Genomic DNA, 18,141 nt, shown 5'->3' with positions numbered 1-18,141 from the left:
GATTAAGGGGGATTTATATTCTATTTATACGAACGAATATTTCAGAGTCTTTTCAAGGTCTTTCACCTGAGGCAGACCGTTGAGAAGTTCAGCCAGTGAATCGTAGCTCCCTTCAAGGAAAGCCTTTCTGGCGTTGGGCTTGATTTCAACTGCGTATTCTTTGCCGTTGAACTTCACTTTACAGCCGTCAACGTCGAGAACCATTTCAGCCGCAGGGTTAGCCTCAACCTCTTTCATAAGCGCGTCGCGCACGGACTTTTCAGCCACGGCGCATACGATACCCAGAGTTGTGCAGTTGCCGAAGAATATCTCGGCATAGCTTCCCGCGATAACAGCGTTGAAGCCTGCGCGTTTGATAGCCTGCGGAGCATGTTCACGGGATGAACCGCAGCCGAAGTTATCGCCTGATATTATTATGGATGCGCCGACAAACTGGGGCTTGTCTATGGGGTGCCCGATGGATTTGCCCTCGCTGTCGAAACGCACGTCATAAAAAAGCTGACCGCCAAGCTCGTCAAACACCACGCATTTAAGGAATCTTGCGGGGATGATGCGGTCTGTGTCTATATCGTCCCCGGGAACGGGAACTGCTCTTCCGATTACTTGTTTGATAGGTCCGAGACTCATGATCAACCTCCGATTCCGAATACTTTTCTGGCATCGGTTATGGTGCCTGTAACGGCTGCCGCAACGGCCATAACGGGTGAAACAAGGAGTGTTCTGCCTGTGGCGGAACCCTGTCTGCCTTTAAAGTTTCTGTTTGAAGTGGATGCGCTTATCTGTCTGCCAACGAGTTTGTCGGGGTTCATTGCAAGACACATTGAACAGCCCGGCTCGCGCCATTCAAAACCTGCCTCGATGAAGATCTTATCCAGACCCTCTGCCTCTGCCTGCTTCTTAACGTTGTATGACCCGGGAACCGCCAGCGCACGAACGCCTGCCGCAACTTTGCGACCCTTGGCATATTTCGCAGCTTCGCGAAAATCTTCTATCCTGCCGTTTGTACAGCTTCCGATGAATACCACGTCAACTTTTTTGCCGTCCATCTTGTCGCCAGCGGCAAAGCCTGTGTATTCAAGAGCTTCTGCCATGACCTCGTTGGTTACAGCGGGGATGCTCTGTGAAATGCCTATAGCCTGTTCGGGTGTGATACCCCACGTCACCATCGGCTCTATGTCTTCGCCTTTGAATGTGACAACATCGTCGTAAACTGCGTCAGCGTCCGATCTGATGCTGTTCCAGTATGCAACCGCTTTATCCCAGTCTTTGGGAGCGTAGGGTTTGCCTTTCAGGTATGCATATGTAATTTCGTCGGGGTTGATGTAACCCACGCGTGCGCCGCCTTCGATAGCCATGTTGCAGACTGTCATTCTGCCTTCCATGCTCATGTTTTTAATAACGTCGCCGCAGAATTCGTATGCGTAACCGATACCGCCGTTAACGCCGAGTTTGCTTATTATATAGAGGATAACGTCTTTGGCATAAACGCCCTCGTTGAGTTTGCCTGTGATCTCCACTTTGCGCACTTTAAAAGGTGCAATGGACATTGTCTGTGTAGCCAGCACGTCGCGAACCTGTGAGGTTCCGATGCCGAACGCAATAGCGCCGAACGCACCGTGGGTTGCCGTGTGGCTGTCACCGCAGGCTATTGTCGAACCGGGCTGTGTAACGCCCTGTTCGGGTCCTACGATATGCACAACGCCCTGACGCTCTGTTTCAGGATTAAAGAAGGTTATGCCGTTCTCTTTTGTGTTGCGTTCGATAGCCTGAAACATCTCTTCCGCCATGGGGTCTTCCAGCGGTCTTTTGCGTGCGTCGCCCTCTGTGGGGATGATGTGGTCAACAGTTGCGAACGTTCTCTGAGGAAACGCAACTTTGATGTTCAGCTCTCTCAGCATGGCGAAAGCCTGCGGGCTTGTTACCTCATGGATGAGGTGCATACCGATGAAAAGCTGGGTCTGTCCGTTGGGAAGCACACGAACTGTATGAGCATCCCAAACCTTTTGAAAAAGGCTCTTTCCCATATATACACTCCTTAATCTCTTATCTCCCTCTTTGGCAAAAGAGGGATTAAGGGGGATTTACATTATAAATCAAATCCACCCCGACCCTCCTTTTCTAAAGGAGGGGGGAATTTTGGTCTATGATTCTGTACAATACTCCCGCGGATGTCAAATGTAAATAGGAAAGTTTGATTAGCTTTAACAAAGTTCAGGGAAAATGGAAAGAGAGGCAATTTTGCTCCCCTTTATTAAGTTTAGGATTCCAGCCCGAATGGAATTTCTGAAACATTGACAGAATTGTCATGATCTTTTGCAGACTCGTCATTCGGAAACATGGAGTCATTTTCATCAACATACTCAACAGTGCCGATCGTACCATCCTCGAAAACTATTTCTTTTGAAATCGTAGCGCCGTCGGAAACAGCATTATCAAAATCTATTTCTTCATCGGCAAGCTCTTCTGATTTAATCAGAGGCTCCATTCCAGTCAAATCTTCATTTTCATCTACATATTCTACTGTACCGACTGTTCCATCATCAAAAATAATGTTTTTGGATTTTATACTGGAAGTTCCATCAGATGTTGGCACCGAAGAATCACCGCATCCCAAAATTAAAAAAATTAAAAAAAAGTAAGTCACTACTATTTTTTTCATTTTGTCGTCCTTAGTAGTTCAATTTAAAATTATAGTTGTAAGTGTACCCGTTATATTTGATTTTGACATAGTTATTCCCACTTGTGTATTTGCCTTTAGGAATCATCCATTGATGAATCCTTCCTGCCCTGAGGTTGCCACAATACATGACCCCAGGTGTTTTCCATGTAAGCAGATTATAGTTGTTCGCAGTAAATGTAATGGATGGCGTATCTGGCGCTCCTACTACAAGGGTATAAAAAACAGCATAGCCATTTTTATCAATCACAAAATTATCCTCTGATAAATAAGTCTTTCCATCTGAAAATGGTGAAATTAAGCGGTGAATTTTTGTATTGTTTGCCGATGTTATACCAGAACAATAAGAAGTTAAATCCCCTTGCCAACGGCTCGCAGAGTGTGCCGAAAAACTAGCCATAAGACATACAGTCAAAAACAAAATAATTTTTTTCATACAAAACCTCCAATAATTGATAAAGAAAAATACAACTAAATTAGCATATACACAATTACTTTTATCTCATCTCCGTGAACTTTTATCCGATACTGTTTATATTAACAAATGAGGTTTTTTTATGGAAATTTCCGGCAGTAATTATGCATCTTCATACATATATTCCAACACTGCATACAAAGCGGAAAGTGTAGTACCGCCTCTGATAAATAAGTCTTTCCATCTGAAAATGGTGAAATTAAGCGGTGAATTTTTGTATTGTTTGCCGATGTTATACCAGAACAATAAGAAGTTAAATCCCCTTGCCAACGGCTCGCAGAGTGTGCCGAAAAACTAGCCATAAGACATACAGTCAAAAACAAAATAATTTTTTTCATACAAAACCTCCAATAATTGATAAAGAAAAATACAACTAAATTAGCATATACACAATTACTTTTATCTCATCTCCGTGAACTTTTATCCGATACTGTTTATATTAACAAATGAGGTTTTTTTATGGAAATTTCCGGCAGTAATTATGCATCTTCATACATATATTCCAACACTGCATACAAAGCGGAAAGTGTAGTACCGCCTCAAACAGAGGACGGCAAGACCGTTGTAATCATGACACAGCAGACGGAACAATCAGGCAATCAGTCAATTGCAAACCGTCTTGAAGAGATAATAAACCAGAAAGAACAGGAACCGGATCAGCCACAAGAGATAGAAGAACAATTATCAGATACACTTAAAGCTGAAATGACCGACGAAGAATACATCGCATCACTTGAAAAAAAGATGGAAGAAGCAAAAACACAATCACTTGATAAGCTCGCCGAACTACTCCAGCTTCCGGATAAAAGCATGATAGATCAGGTTGATACTGACGATGTGGAAGATTTCATCTCCATGTTCAAGATAAAATATATCGAAACAGGAGATGCGAGACCTGTTTTCAACAAAACTTTCGATAATGTGGAAGACTTCTGGAGCTACAAGCTCAAAGGCAGTTCCGCAGAAAATCCGCAGGCGAACGGCACAAACAGTCTGCGAGGCAAGGATCAGCTATATATGGACGGTCATGTGTACAAAGTAACCTACGTTGACGAATCTAACACCCCTGACGGAAACAAGTTGCTGAAAGATGCAAATCCGGCTGCATTGCAACAGCTTGTAAAATATTGGGATGAAGGAAGTGTTGGACAGTTAAATGAATCTTTAATAATGACAAAAGCAATGAAACCATATTCTGGTGTTTATGATGCCTCACAAGATACAAGTGCAAAAGACGCATTTTGGAACAGAATAGGCAAAACTTTCACTACCTCTGCATACGGAACTTACGGTAACTCTTTTTTTGACCTTATGAATGAGTCATACATGGCATCGCACACCGAACTTATTACAAATGATTTTGCGTTCCTTGAATTTGACATGAACGACTTTACTCAAAACTCCGGTGAAAAAATGCATCTCTTTCAAGGTAAAAGAGCCGTCAGAATATAACACCAACGCAAGAAATTCCTTTCAAAACATCATCCAGATATTCATTTTTCTCTTGATTTTTAACCGTGGCGATTATATATATTCTTCTGTTAGCACTCTGCCTTATTGAGTGCTAACAAATTTACAAAGACTTCTTAAAACAAGTAATAGAGGAAATGGAGGAAACAAAATGGCATCAATCAAACCTCTTCAGGACAGGATTATTGTCAAACGCTTTGAATCCGAAGAAAAAACAGCTTCGGGCATCATCATCCCCGACAGTGCGAAAGAGAAACCCATGGAAGGCGAAGTTATCGCTGTTGGTCCCGGACGCACATACGACAACGGCAACAAAATGGAAATGACCGTTAAAGTCGGCGACAAAGTTCTGTTTGCAAAATATGCAGGTACAGAGATCAAATTCGACGGTCAGGAATACCTCATTATGAGAGAAGATGACATCCTTGGCGTAATTGCGAAATAACACGCCCAATCCATTAATTTCAGGAGATTCGTACAATGGCTAAACAAATCATTTTTAGCGAAGACGCAAGACATGCAATTCTGAAAGGCGTTGACCAGCTTGCCAACGCTGTTAAAGTTACACTCGGACCCAAAGGACGCAACGTTGTTATCGAGAAAAAATTCGGTTCACCCCTTATAACTAAAGACGGTGTTACAGTTGCTAAAGAAATCGAACTGAAAGACCCGCTGGAAAACCTTGGCGCACAAATGGTTAAGGAAGTTGCTTCCAAAACCAACGACGTCGCAGGCGACGGTACTACTACTGCGACTGTTCTTGCACAGGCTATCTACCGCGAAGGTATCAAAAACGTTGTTGCAGGCGCAAAACCCATGGAGATCAAAAGAGGAATCGACAAAGCTGTTGCAGCTGTAATCGAAAAACTCGCTGAAATCTCTAAACCCATCCAGGACAAAAAAGAGATCGCACAGGTCGGCGCTATCTCCGCTAACAACGATTTCGAGATCGGTAACATCATCGCCGACGCTATGGACAAAGTTGGCAAAGACGGCGTTATCACCATTGAAGAAAATAAATCCACAGACACAATTCTTGAAGTTGTCGAAGGTATGCAGTTTGACAGAGGCTATCTGTCACCCTACTTCGTAACAGATGCAGACAACATGGAAGCTGTGCTTGAAAACCCCTATCTGCTTATCCTTGAAAGCAAAGTATCCAGCATGAAAGACATCCTTCCCGTTCTTGAGCAGCTTGCAAAACAGAACGCACCTTTCCTTATCATCGCTGAGGACGTTGAAGGCGAAGCGCTGGCTACTCTTGTTGTAAACAGACTGAGAGGCACTCTGAACTGTGCAGCAGTTAAAGCTCCCGGTTTCGGCGACAGAAGAAAAGAGATGCTGAAAGACCTTGCCATCCTTACAGGCGGTAAAGTTATCTCCGAAGAAACAGGCATGAACATCAATCAGGTAACACTGGCTGACCTCGGACGCGCCAAAAAAGTTGTTGTGGACAAAGAAAACACTACAATCGTTGAAGGCGCCGGTTCCGCAGAAGACATCCAAGCCCGCGTTAACATGATCAAAAAACAGTCTGACGACACAACAAGTGATTACGACAGAGAAAAACTTCAGGAAAGACTTGCAAAACTTTCCGGTGGTGTTGCTGTAATCAAAGTCGGCGCTGCTACTGAAACTGAAATGAAAGAGAAAAAAGCAAGAGTTGAGGATGCTCTTTCCGCAACAAAAGCTGCTGTTGAAGAGGGCATCGTACCCGGAGGCGGCGTGGCACTTGTTCGCGCTCTTAAAGCCCTTAACGGTATGAAACTCACAGAAGATCAGCAGGTCGGCGTTGAGCTTATCAAAAAAGCTCTTACATCTCCCCTCAGCCAGATCGTTGCTAACGCAGGATTTGATCCCGCTATTATCGTTAACGAAATTCAGAAATCAAAATCCAACACATACGGCTTTAACGCCGCTACTGAAAAGTACATGGATATGTTTGAAGCCGGCGTTATCGACCCCACAAAGGTTACACGTTCCGCACTTCAAAACGCAGCTTCAGTTGCAAGCCTTATGATCACAACAGAAGCTCTCATAACTGAAATCCCCGAACCCAAAGGCGCAGGCGGCATGCCTGACATGGGCGGCATGGGTGGAATGGGAGGCATGGGCGGCATGATGTAATTCCTGAAAAGGATTTGCACCGATCCCCTGCTGCCTGTAACTTGCTTCAACGCACAGTTACACAAAAAACATCGCTAGTCTCAAAACCCCGTCGAAAGGCGGGGTTTTTTAATGCACCTACCACATCTGGCATGTAAAACAATTTACAATTCTTTAACTTTCTGCTTGCGTCATATCTCTGGTTTTGCCAAAATGAAAAAATACATATTTTCATATAGAGGAGCAGTATGAACAAGCTTACACTGAAAGAAAAATTTAGGATTATCAGCGCTATCTACCTGATATCAATGGCATTCGGTTTTTTTATGACATGGCGGATAGTAAAAGCGGAGGGTTCACACACAGGAGCCTTTGAGTTATATGTAGCAGTTTCAATTGCAACCTGCGTGATATTCCTGCTCATCATGTATAAGCTGTTCAAAGAGATAGTTGCTCCGCTGCGCTTAATGCGCGGACTGCTGGACGAACTTTCCAAAGGAACAAAAGACCTTACGCACAGGCTTGAGGATAATAACGGAGATACCATCAGGGGCATGCTCCCCACCATGATACGCAATTTCAACAAGTATCTGGATGCCGTGAACAAGGATTTCGCGGACACCCTCCTTCTGGTTGGTGACGCGGGTGAACACATCATGCCCGTTTCCACGGCGATAGTTAAGGTGCGCGATTCCGTTGAGCAGAACGCTGAAATGGCGACACAGGTTGCCGCCGCAGGCGAAGAGATGGGCGCGACCATCGGCGAGATTTCAAACTCTGCCATGGAATCCGCAGAAAAGGCGAAAGCGACAGTTGAACTTGCCAAAGAGGGCGGATATTCAATAAACGTTGCGAAAGAATCGTCCGAGAACATGGCGCATATCATAGCGAAGCTGGAAAGAGAGATAGCCACCCTGACAGATAAGGCTTCGCAGATAGGGAACGTTATATCGGTCATCAATGATATTTCCGAGCAGACGAACCTGCTGGCGCTCAACGCCGCAATAGAAGCGGCAAGAGCAGGCGAAGCGGGGCGCGGGTTCGCCGTTGTTGCCGACGAGGTACGAAAGCTTGCAGAGAAAACACAGTCTTCCACAAAAGAAATAGAGATAATGGTCAGCGCAATGACAGGCAGTATAAAAGAAGTTTCACAGGGTGCTGCAGAGGTTGTTTCCGCCCTTGACGGGCAAAAAGGCGCCACCGACAACGCATACAACAACTTCCAGACCATCCTGAAAGCAATTGAGGAACTCGACAGCCTTGTGTCCGGAATCTCAGCGGCTGTCAGTCAGCAGTCTGCCGCAACGGCGCAGATAATGAACAACGTCAACATAGTCGCCCATAACTCCGACATGACGAAAGACGTAGTTCTTGCGCTGGTGAACGACACCGACATGCTGCTCAACAGCATAAAGAGCATTTCAGATAAATACTCCAGCTATTCACTGACAAACAAGGCATATTACTTTGCGGCGGCTAAGATAGCCCACATAAACCTGATGAAGGGGCTTTTCGACTGTTACTCAAAGAATCAGTGCAACATCAGTCTGCCGACACATACAACCTGCTCATTCGGGCAGTTCTACTACGGTAAAGGCATGGAGATGTTCAATAACGATTCGGACTATAAGGCGATGGAAGAACCTCACAAGAATGTGCATACAATGGCTCACAAGATTATGGATCTGATTAAATCCGGCAAAAAACACGAGGCGGAACACCTTCTGCCGGAAATGGAAGCTATGGTCAGGAACTTCATTGCAATGCTTGAAAGACTGATAAACAAATACAAATAGGGAGCCTCGCGGCGCCCCCGGGTTGTTGGCAAACTCAATTTTTCTGCATTACACCCTCCTTAGAAAAAGGAGGGCTGGGGTGGATTTGATTGATATAATGTAAATCCCCCTTTATTTAAGGGGGAGATAAGAACGTAAAACAAACTTTGTCATCAGTCTGCCTAGCCCAGCGGGCTTGAAACCCTGTTCCTCCCGTTCTTTTTTGCCAGATACAGGTATTTGTCCGCCTGCTCCACAAGCTTTTCAACGCTGTCGGTCTCTTCTCCCATCGGTAACATAACAACACCGATGCTCAGTGTCACATTGAACCTTGAGCGCACTGGACCGAACAGCATCCTTCCAACGTTCTCTCGTATCTTTTCCGCAACCAGAACGCCCCGTTTTATATCAGTATACGGCAGGATTATCCCAAACTCATCACCGCCGAAACGTCCGCAGATATCCGTTTTGCGAAGAGTTGCGGTGACTGTTTTTGCTGTCTCTTTCAAAACTGTGTCACCCATAGCGTGTCCGAAACAGTCGTTTATCCCTTTGAAATTGTCGATATCGAACAGCACAAAACAGAATATTCCGTCTGGAAACCTTTTGTTCTTGTTATACTCCATCTCCAATATCTCAAAAAGCGCCCGCCTGTTGTAAACATTCGTAAGGAAGTCCATGCGGGACATATCCATAGCGTCTTTGAAAAATCGCCTCATCTCTGCGAGCCTCTTGATGGTAAAGTAAGAGACCACGATGAAGAATGAAAACAAAAAACCTGTGGCAAGGTCTACGACATAGCTTTCTTTCTCTGTTATCTGATAAAGTCTGCTCACCGGCTGGAAATACATAAACGCCGCAAAAAGCATGAAACCGGAGGCAATTGCCGCCGCCATATCTTTTTTGAGAGCTAATTTCATTTCACAGACGATGTTCAATGTGGATTTTTTAATCTCGGTATTCATTTGAAGGCACCTTGTTTTTATTGACACAAATTATAAGCCAATAATTAATATTATGTGACTCCCATTAATGATGGGTCAAAAATATATTTGCCTTAAGCCGCCTATTTTGTCAGAATATGAGAATGAGCATGAAACAATCATTCCGACGTTTTTTCAGCCTGCAGGTGAAGATAACCTCCATCATCTTTCTCATCATGATGAGTTTCAGCTATGTTGTTGCCCACAAAATGAGCGAAAACGTCAAACAGCAGACATTTCTTATAACCAAGAACTACATAGAGAGCATCCCCTCGCTCATCTATAACGCCATGTACAACTTTATGCTCAACGGCGACAGGCAGTCCATAAACCGGCTTGTACAGCACCTTGAAAAAGACAACAACATCATGGGCGTGCATATCTTCAACAACAAATGGAAACTCACGGAATCACTGCCGGAACTCGTGCATAAATACGACAAGTCATACATAGACACTATAGTAAAGAACCATACGGACGAAGGTTTCAAAGAGACAGTTATCAACGGGACGCGGGTAATGTCGTATTACACACCTATTCCCAATGCTCCCGAATGTCACCTCTGCCACCTACAGGAAGAGGGAGAGATTCTCGGTCACCTGAACATAAACATTAACCTGACTTATCTGACAGAGATACTTGAGCGGGACGCAACGAACATAAAGGCGATACTATTAATTTCAAACATAGTGCTTTTCGTTGTACTTGCGGTGCTGATAAATCTGCTGGTCATAACCCCTGTCAAACGCATAGAACACGCCATGCAGGAGGTTGCAAACAATAACCTTGAGGTGAGGCTGGACGCTGACTCCGAGGACGAATTCGGGCGGATGTCACGCCTTTTCAATTACATGGTCTATTCACTGCGGAAATCGTTCCGCACTGTTTCGGGCATCCACAAGAGTATGCTTCACAACGACAGACTCATGACCATAGGAACTCTGGCGGCGGCTGTCAGCCACGAGATAAAGAACCCGCTGAACTCCATCATGCTCACTTCCGATATACTGTCCATGCGGTGCAAAGACCAGCAGGAGCTTACAAACCGAATAGCATCCGATGCTGACCGTATCAAAGATATAATCGACAACACCCTGAACTTTTCCCGCATAGACGATGACAGGCACAACACAATTATAAATATGGATAAATTTGTAGATGATCTCTGCCACTATGCTGACAGGACGCTGTTTAAATGGACGGAGATACCTTTCCGCACTGACATAGAAAAGAACTTGGGATACATCTATGCAAATCCGGTGCATCTGGAGCAGATATTCCTGAATATTCTCAGAAACGCTTCCGAAGCGGTTGAAAACAACGACAGCCCTGTGATAACCCTTCGGGCATACCGCAGAAGCGGAGAAACGCTGATCTCCGTTAAAGACAACGGTGCAGGCATCCCCTCCGGTACGGAAGATATGATTTTCAACGAATTCTACACAACCAAACAGAACGGAACAGGCATCGGGCTGTATATCGTTAAGGAACTCACCGACAGGTACAAGGGTAAAGTCACTTTTGAATCCGAACAGGGAAGAGGCACTGTATTTTCCGTCGTTCTGCCCACAAACAGCGAACCCAAGATGTGATTTCCCCCCATCCTCGGTATTGATAAACAGACATCAACCTGATATAAGATATAGATAGGGTTTTATTCAAAAATCCTACGGGCGGAGATATTATGCAGACAGGTATAAAGAAACTCTGGGCGCCGTGGCGCATGACATACATAAGCAAACTGAGCGGAAAAGAGGAAGGGTGCATCTTCTGCTCCAAACCGAAACAGCAGAACGACAAAGACAACCTTATCCTTTACAGGGGAAAAACAGCTTTTATCATAATGAACCTTTACCCCTACAACAACGGTCATTGTATGGTGATACCATACAAACATACATCGGATTTCACCGACCTTACAGATGAAGAGATGCTTGAGCTGATGCAGCTTGCCAAGCTTACGATAAAAGTGTTTAAAAAAGTGTTCAATCCCGAAGGTTTCAACACGGGATTCAATCTGGGCAGAGCAGCAGGCGCAGGCATAAGCCAGCATATCCACCTGCACGTACTGCCAAGATGGGTAGGCGACACCAACTTTATGCCTGTAATAGGCGAAACGCGTGTCATCGGAGAACATATTTTCGACACCTATGACAAACTGAAAAAAGTATTCGACGAGGAGACAAAAGCATGAGAGCCATTGCAGGACTTATCAAAATAGCCGTTACACTGGTAATAATCGTTTTCGCCATTATGAACGTGGACAACGTTGAGGTTAAATACTTCTTCGGTCAGCCGACGCTGAAAATGCCGCTGTTCATAGTTATTCTGGGTTCCATGCTGTTCGGCATAGTGCTCGCCACGCTGATGTATTATCTCGACAGATTTAAAATGTCGCACCAGATAGGCAGTCTTAAAAAACAAGTGAAAAAGCAGGAAGACGAGCTTGAGCGCCTGCGCAACATCCCCTTCATGGATAAAATGGACTAAACAGAGGACTGCATGAAATACAGCACTGATTTTTTAAAAGGACTTTCCGCTCTCACAGAGGGCAACTATGAAAAGGCTTCAATCTTCCTTAAAAGCGCTGTCATTGACAGCAAGGAACGCATAGAGGCGTACTACACCGCAGGACTTGTTTTCAAAAAACTCGGACAATACGACAAGGCCGCATATATCATTGAAACTATACTCAGAAGCGACGACGTCGACAGCCATACAAAGCGGACGCTGAACGTTGAACTGGGCAAAATAATGTTTGCCGCGGGCAATTTCAAACAGGCTGCCAAGCAGCTTGAAATGACTTCCGATCCCGACGGTATCATGCTGAAAGCACAGGCTCTGCGCGAATCAGGACAGTTTGACGAGGCTGCCAACACATACAAATCCCTCGCGCGCACGACAGGCATGAACCTCGACAACGAAATAGGCTACTGCTACTACCGCTGCGTCGTTACAGACAAAAACGAAGGCTATTCAAAGTGCTTCGCTCAGGCACTGAAATACATCCCCAAATCAAGAGTTCTGCGCATGGCGCTCATCGACCAGTATCTTCTGGAAGGCAAAGGAGCGAAAGCTGTTGAAGAGATAGAAACTTTTATTCAGGACGGTCTCACCGCAGTTCACCACGACATGATGAAGTTTCAGACCATCTTCTTCGACGAGGGCAAATTCGAGTGGCTGGTGCGCCATTGTCTCAAACGCATAAACGCGGGTTCCGATAACCCGTTCAACTACACCTACGTAATCTCCCGCTACCTTTCAACAGGCAACAAGGATAAAGCGCAGGCGTTCATAGACAGGTATATCAAAAACTTCGGTCCCACCAACATCATAGCCCGCGCGTCGCTCTCCATTGAGCATAACGCGATGCTGGCGCTGGTGCTGGAACATGCCGACTTTTACAAATGTTCGGCTTGCGGGGCCACTGCAAAAGACTACTCGGACACATGCAGGACATGTCACTCTTTTGAAACTCTGAAACCTATGTAATAAGGGGTCTTTCTTTGAGCAAACCTGAAAAGATCACCCCCATGATGCAGCAGTTCTATGAGATGAAGGAGAAGCATCAGGGTTCCCTTCTCTTTTTCCGCATGGGGGATTTTTATGAAATGTTCGGCGACGACGCCGTAACAGCTTCAAAAATACTGGGCATCGCCCTCACCTCCCGCGAAAAGGACAAAGAGAACGGTATGCCCATGTGCGGCGTACCCCACCACAGCTATCAGGCGTACCTTGTAAAACTGCTTAAAGCAGGGCTTAACGTCGCAATATGCGACCAGCTGGAAGATCCGGCACAGGCAAAAGGCATCGTAAAAAGGGGCGTTACAAAAGTAATGACACCCGGAACCGTTGTTGACGAGGCGGCGCTTCCTGCATCTGACAATAACTTCTTCGCCTGTATATTCAAATCCGACAAAAACTACCGTCTGGCGTTCGCGGACTCCTCCACCGGCGAGATATATCTTGAACCAGCCACCGAAGAGACCGTCAAGGACATCACGGCGAGATACGCACCGAAAGAGACAGTGCGCAATTTCAAGGTCACTGACGAGGCTGATTTCAGCTTTTTCGGCACCTTTTCAGAAAGCCTCGCCATGCGTGAAGTAAGTGAATATTACGGCGTAGCTGCGCTTAAATCTCTGGGCATAGACGACAATTCCTTCGCATGTCCCGTATACATGGCAATAAAGCACCTGCAAAGGGTAATGCTGGACGTTAAACTTCTCAAACCCCGTCTGGTGACAGACGACGAGCGGGTTTATCTGGACAGCGTGGCATCCTCCACCCTTGAGCTGGTAAAAAACAGCAGGGACGGCGGCGAGGAGAACACCCTCTTCTCCGTTCTGAATCACACCCATACCACCATGGGTTCCAGACTGCTGAAAAAATGGCTGCTCAATCCTCTGCGCAATGTGGAAAACATCCGCAGACGGCAGGAGATAACCAAGTTTTTCATCAACACACAGGATACGGCGGACGAGCTTCGCAATCAGCTTTCTGAAGTTTACGACGTCGAGCGTATAGCAACCAGAATCGGCGCGAACAGGTGCAATGCAAAAGACCTCGTATGGCTGAAAAACTCAACCAAGACCTTCCCAATCATAAAATATATGCTGGAAAGCTGTGATAATCCCCTCATCGCCGAGATGGCGGCTGGATTTGACGCTCTGGACGATCTGACAGGTCTCATTGACACTGCTATTGACGACAATCCGCCCATGACACTCACAGAAGGCGGCATCATCCGTGCCGGATATAATGCTGAAATTGACGAATTGCGTGATATCAAAGACAACAGCAAAAATATCCTCATGAAAATAGAGGCGCGAGAAAAAAGCGTCACGGGCATCAGCACACTAAGGGTCAAATACAACAAGGTATTCGGCTATTACATCGAGATTTCAAAAGGCGCACTTGATAAGGTGCCTTATCACTACGTCCGCAAACAAACTATCGTGAACGGCGAAAGATACATAATCCCCGAACTTAAGGAGCTTGAGGACAAGATTCTTAATGCGGATTCCAGACTTTTTGCACTGGAATATGAGATTTTCACCGAAATACGCCTGAAAATAGCCGAGAACGCACAAAGGATAAGAAATTCAGCCTCTGTAGCCGCAGAACTTGACGTTCTCCTGTCCTTCGCAAAGGCAGCGGTCAAAAACAACTATGTCAAACCCCACGTCACCGACAGCGATATCATCGCTATCAAAGACGGCAGACACCCAGTTGTCGAGCGGAACATCAGAAACGGATACGTTCCCAACGACATAGAGATGAACACATCAGACAGCCGCCTGTCCATCATAACAGGTCCCAACATGGCAGGTAAATCAACCTATCTGCGGATGTGCGCGCTCATAGCGCTTATGGCGCATACAGGCTCGTTCGTTCCTGCAACTTCTGCTGAAATCGGACTTGTCGACAGGATATTCACACGCGTGGGCGCGAGCGATAACCTCGCAGGCGGTGAATCTACTTTCATGGTGGAGATGGTGGAAACTTCCAACATTCTCAACAACGCAACTGAAAAATCACTGCTGATCCTCGATGAAATAGGACGCGGTACCTCAACTTTCGACGGCGTTTCAATCGCGTGGTCAATAGCAGAATATATCGCAGACAAGGTTAAAGCGAAAACTCTTTTCGCTACACACTACCACGAAATGACCGACATCGCCCTCACAAACGAAGGCGTGAAAAACCTTGCTACGCAGGTGCTTGAGCATAAAGGCGAGCTGATCTTCATGCGTAAAGTCATTGAAGGAACTGCGGACAAAAGCTACGGTATCCACGTTGCGGAGCTTGCAGGACTTCCCAAAAAGGTTGTGAAACGGGCATACGAGATATTGAAAAACCTTGAAAAGAATGAGCTTTCACCTCATGGTATAGTGAATACACCGAAGGGCGGAAAAGATACGGGCGGTGTGGTTCAGACAATGCTTGTTTTCGACGACCACCCCGTTGTGGATGAGCTGAGAAAGCTCGACCTTAACAGCATAACACCTCTCATGGCGCTGAACGTGCTTGCCGCCATGAAAGAAAAGGCGGAAAAAGAATAATGCCTGCAGGTTTTTTCTCTTTCTATTCAAATCTGACACTGACCATATGTGTGGCGTTCGCCTCCATACCCTTTTGGGTGCCGATAGGCGCAGCGCTTGTGACAGGTGCTGACATTGCACTTATGCTGCTTGTTACGGCGACTTCAATAGCTTCAAAGATTTACGCTAAACACGCTGTCAAAGCGCATCTTTTTTCAAATGAGTCGCCCTTTTCATCACTCTTTATGATATTTGTCGGCTTATGCGTGATACTTGTTCTGCTGGTATACGGCGCTTCCGGTACCGAAGGTGACCTAGCAATTGCTGCAATCTGCACAACGCTTCTGATAATGTTCTTCTTCAAAAAGATGAAAGAGTTCGTACAGTGGACAAATGCAATGTTCTACCTGCTTATCTTCTTTCTGTGGCTGGGTTTTTTAAATTCAGGTGAACCGAACTATGCCTATTGCGCCATAGCCGTTTATTTCATTCTTTTCTACCGCAGATTCGGCAGAGTGCAAACCGCATGACGTTCAACTGCGTCTCGTCCGGCAGTTCCGGCAACTGCTACTTTCTTGAACTTGACGACAGAGTTGTCTTTGTTGACTGCGGCGTAACCATGAAAAGCATCACCGCCGCTATAGACACCACACGCTTTCAGGGCAAGGAGATACAGCTTTTCATAACCCATGAACACCACGACCACGTGAGCGGTCTGAAACCATTCATAAACAGATTTTCACCTAAAATATTTGCCAGCGAAGGCACCGCATCCGCCCTTTATGGCACAGTAGGTGCAACTTCCCATATTTACGTTCTGGATGGCGGCTGTGAGTATGACATAGGCGGTCTGTCTGTTATCCCGTTCGATATAAACCACGACAGCAACGAACCTTTCGGCTACCGTTTCAGCTTTATGGAGAAGGTTGTGACGTTCGCGACCGATCTCGGCATTGTATCTAAAGAAGTAGAAAAATTTCTCTGCTGCACTGACCTGCTGGTATTGGAATCCAACTATGAACCGAAACTTCTTGAACAGGGCAAATACCCCGCATATCTGAAAAGACGCATAGCATCCCAGAAAGGTCACCTTTCAAACAAGGACGCAGTAAAACTTTTAAGCACCCTATGCGACACCGGACTTGGCAAGGTGTTCCTCGCACACGTCAGCGAGGAGAACAACGATTACGAACTCCTTGAAAACTATGCGAAATACTGCCGTAAAAACTTCAATATCGAAACCGGAGTCCTGCGCAAAGAGATTCCGCAGACGGGCATAATCTTTTAGACTATATCCTCTTCATCTTCGGTTTTCACACGCACACGAACTTTTGTGATGCGCTTGTCGTGTACCTCTTCCGCCGTAAAGACAAAGCTGTTCCACTCCACTGTGTCACCCGTGACGGGTATCCTGTCCAGAAGCCCTGTGACAAACCCGCCAACCGTATCGAAATCCTCCACAGGAAATTCCGACATGAAAAACTCGCGCAGTCGGAAAAGATTCAGCGTACCGTCAACGATGAAGATATTCTCTCCGCCCTCGGTTATCTCCTGCTCTTCATCGTCGTATTCATCAACGATGCTGCCCACTATCTCTTCCAGAAGGTCTTCAATAGTTACTATCCCCGCCGTACCGCCGTATTCGTCTATGGCAACAGCCATCTGACGCTTGTTCGCCTGCATATCGGTGAAAAGCAGGTCGAGGCGCTTTGTTTCCGGAACAAACATCGGTTCGCGCATCATCTGAGCAAGTTCAAACCCTTCGCTTGTGGTGTTCTCCGCAAGAAAATTGAGAACGTCTTTTGAATGGAGTATGCCGACAATATTGTCGATGCTCTCTTTATATATCGGGATACGGGAATACTGCTCGGTCTTCAGCACTTTTATTGTCTCTTCAAAGTCAGCCTCAACAGGCAGGGCGCATATTTTTATTCTGTGGGTCATGATATCAGCAACGTTTTTGTTGTTGAAATCGAATATATTGTTGATCATCTGCTTTTCGGTTTCGTGGATGGCTCCGCGCTCCTCGCCGACATCAACCATCATCCTTATCTCCTCTTCGGTGACGTGTTCGTCCTCTTCGTCTGGATTGACCCCAGCAAGACGAACAAAAAAGTTGGTCGAAACGGACAATAGCTTAACGAAAGGCGCCGTACAGATATAAAGCACCTGCAAAGGTTTTGCGGTGAACCTTGCGATGGCTTCCGCTTTTTTCATAGCGAGACGTTTCGGCACAAGTTCGCCAAGAACCAGCGTAAAGTAAGAGAGTATGAGCGTTATGACAATCATTGAAATGGTTTTCAGCCAGTGTTCGGGAATCTGCGGAAATGTCGATGCAAAATAGTGTGCTGACCTGTCTGCAAAGGTTTCTGATGCGTAGGCACTCGCGAGAAATCCCGCCAGTGTGATGCCTATCTGTATGGTGGCAAGGAACCTGCCCGGCTCGCTGAGAAGCGATTGAATAAGAATAGCCTTTTTGTCGCCGTTCTCCGCCTGCATTTTAAGTTTGTTGTCATTCAGCGAGATAAGCGCTATTTCAGATGCCGCAAAAAATGCGTTCAGAAGGATCAGAAACACAAGAAACGCCAGTTCCGTTATCAACTCAAACTCC

The 18,141-nt window shown here is 45.9% G+C and carries 17 protein-coding genes; 11 read left to right on the top strand and 6 right to left on the bottom strand.

Annotation, left to right across the window (positions count from 1 at the left end):
• Positions 1-24 precede the first annotated feature (24 nt).
• The 4 genes from leuD to LRY47_RS08475 form a co-directional block, all read right to left on the bottom strand.
• On the bottom strand, positions 25-627 hold the full coding sequence (leuD, locus tag LRY47_RS08490; RefSeq protein ID WP_295224239.1) for a 3-isopropylmalate dehydratase small subunit: 603 nt from the start codon (positions 625-627) through the stop codon (positions 25-27).
• A gap of 2 nt (positions 628-629) precedes the next feature.
• Positions 630-2,024: a 3-isopropylmalate dehydratase large subunit gene (gene leuC, locus LRY47_RS08485; RefSeq protein WP_295224237.1), complete on the bottom strand. Its 1,395-nt coding sequence runs from the start codon at positions 2,022-2,024 to the stop codon at positions 630-632.
• A gap of 233 nt (positions 2,025-2,257) precedes the next feature.
• Entirely contained in the window at positions 2,258-2,659 is a 402-nt protein-coding gene (locus LRY47_RS08480; protein WP_295224235.1) for a hypothetical protein, read from the bottom strand.
• Positions 2,660-2,669: 10 nt separating this feature from the next.
• Positions 2,670-3,113, bottom strand: a complete 444-nt coding sequence (locus LRY47_RS08475; protein WP_295224233.1) for a hypothetical protein — start codon at positions 3,111-3,113, stop codon at positions 2,670-2,672.
• A 498-nt stretch (positions 3,114-3,611) separates the two neighbouring features.
• On the opposite strand from LRY47_RS08475, the gene LRY47_RS08470 reads away from it, so the two are divergent.
• The 4 genes from LRY47_RS08470 (at position 3,612) to LRY47_RS08455 (ending at position 8,524) form a co-directional block, all read left to right on the top strand.
• Positions 3,612-4,604 (top strand): hypothetical protein, encoded by a 993-nt coding sequence (locus LRY47_RS08470; protein ID WP_295224232.1) that lies wholly within the window; start codon positions 3,612-3,614, stop codon positions 4,602-4,604.
• A gap of 169 nt (positions 4,605-4,773) precedes the next feature.
• A complete protein-coding gene (groES, locus tag LRY47_RS08465) occupies positions 4,774-5,067 on the top strand; it encodes a co-chaperone GroES (RefSeq protein WP_295224230.1) in 294 nt (97 codons plus the stop codon).
• A 35-nt stretch (positions 5,068-5,102) separates the two neighbouring features.
• Positions 5,103-6,749, top strand: coding sequence for a chaperonin GroEL (gene groL, locus LRY47_RS08460; protein WP_295224228.1), 1,647 nt, complete (start codon positions 5,103-5,105; stop codon positions 6,747-6,749).
• Between the two features lie 227 nt (positions 6,750-6,976).
• Positions 6,977-8,524 carry a methyl-accepting chemotaxis protein gene (locus tag LRY47_RS08455; protein WP_295224226.1) on the top strand — a complete coding sequence of 516 codons (1,548 nt, stop codon included), beginning with the start codon at positions 6,977-6,979 and terminating at the stop codon, positions 8,522-8,524.
• A 161-nt stretch (positions 8,525-8,685) separates the two neighbouring features.
• Here the strand turns inward: LRY47_RS08455 and LRY47_RS08450 are convergent, their stop codons facing one another.
• Complete coding sequence (locus LRY47_RS08450) at positions 8,686-9,468, bottom strand: GGDEF domain-containing protein (RefSeq protein WP_295224224.1); 783 nt, start codon at positions 9,466-9,468, stop codon at positions 8,686-8,688.
• A 128-nt stretch (positions 9,469-9,596) separates the two neighbouring features.
• On the opposite strand from LRY47_RS08450, the gene LRY47_RS08445 reads away from it, so the two are divergent.
• The 7 genes from LRY47_RS08445 to LRY47_RS08415 all read left to right on the top strand — a co-directional run bounded on the left by LRY47_RS08445 (position 9,597) and on the right by LRY47_RS08415 (position 16,818).
• Positions 9,597-11,078: a HAMP domain-containing sensor histidine kinase gene (locus LRY47_RS08445; RefSeq protein WP_295224223.1), complete on the top strand. Its 1,482-nt coding sequence runs from the start codon at positions 9,597-9,599 to the stop codon at positions 11,076-11,078.
• A 92-nt stretch (positions 11,079-11,170) separates the two neighbouring features.
• Positions 11,171-11,680 carry an HIT domain-containing protein gene (locus LRY47_RS08440; protein ID WP_295224221.1) on the top strand — a complete coding sequence of 170 codons (510 nt, stop codon included), beginning with the start codon at positions 11,171-11,173 and terminating at the stop codon, positions 11,678-11,680.
• Entirely contained in the window at positions 11,677-11,976 is a 300-nt protein-coding gene (locus LRY47_RS08435; RefSeq protein ID WP_295224218.1) for a LapA family protein, read from the top strand. Before LRY47_RS08440 ends, LRY47_RS08435 begins: the two co-directional genes overlap by 4 nt.
• Before the next feature lie 12 nt (positions 11,977-11,988).
• A complete protein-coding gene (locus tag LRY47_RS08430; RefSeq protein ID WP_295224215.1) occupies positions 11,989-12,978 on the top strand; it encodes a hypothetical protein in 990 nt (329 codons plus the stop codon).
• Between the two features lie 14 nt (positions 12,979-12,992).
• Positions 12,993-15,551 (top strand): DNA mismatch repair protein MutS, encoded by a 2,559-nt coding sequence (gene mutS / locus LRY47_RS08425; protein ID WP_295224213.1) that lies wholly within the window; start codon positions 12,993-12,995, stop codon positions 15,549-15,551.
• Entirely contained in the window at positions 15,551-16,060 is a 510-nt protein-coding gene (locus LRY47_RS08420; RefSeq protein WP_295224210.1) for a hypothetical protein, read from the top strand. The genes mutS and LRY47_RS08420 overlap by 1 nt, the downstream gene beginning before the upstream one ends.
• Positions 16,057-16,818: an MBL fold metallo-hydrolase gene (locus tag LRY47_RS08415; protein WP_295224207.1), complete on the top strand. Its 762-nt coding sequence runs from the start codon at positions 16,057-16,059 to the stop codon at positions 16,816-16,818. The genes LRY47_RS08420 and LRY47_RS08415 overlap by 4 nt, the downstream gene beginning before the upstream one ends.
• Here LRY47_RS08415 and LRY47_RS08410 read toward each other — a convergent pair.
• Positions 16,815-18,131: a hemolysin family protein gene (locus LRY47_RS08410; RefSeq protein WP_295224205.1), complete on the bottom strand. Its 1,317-nt coding sequence runs from the start codon at positions 18,129-18,131 to the stop codon at positions 16,815-16,817. The two genes, LRY47_RS08415 and LRY47_RS08410, sit on opposite strands and share 4 nt — an antisense overlap.
• Positions 18,132-18,141 lie beyond the last annotated feature (10 nt).

Source organism: Seleniivibrio sp. (assembly GCF_021209385.1).
Taxonomy (GTDB): domain Bacteria; phylum Chrysiogenota; class Deferribacteres; order Deferribacterales; family Geovibrionaceae; genus Seleniivibrio.
Note: the sequence above shows the minus strand (reverse complement) of the source record. Positions and strands in the feature narration are given on the sequence as shown.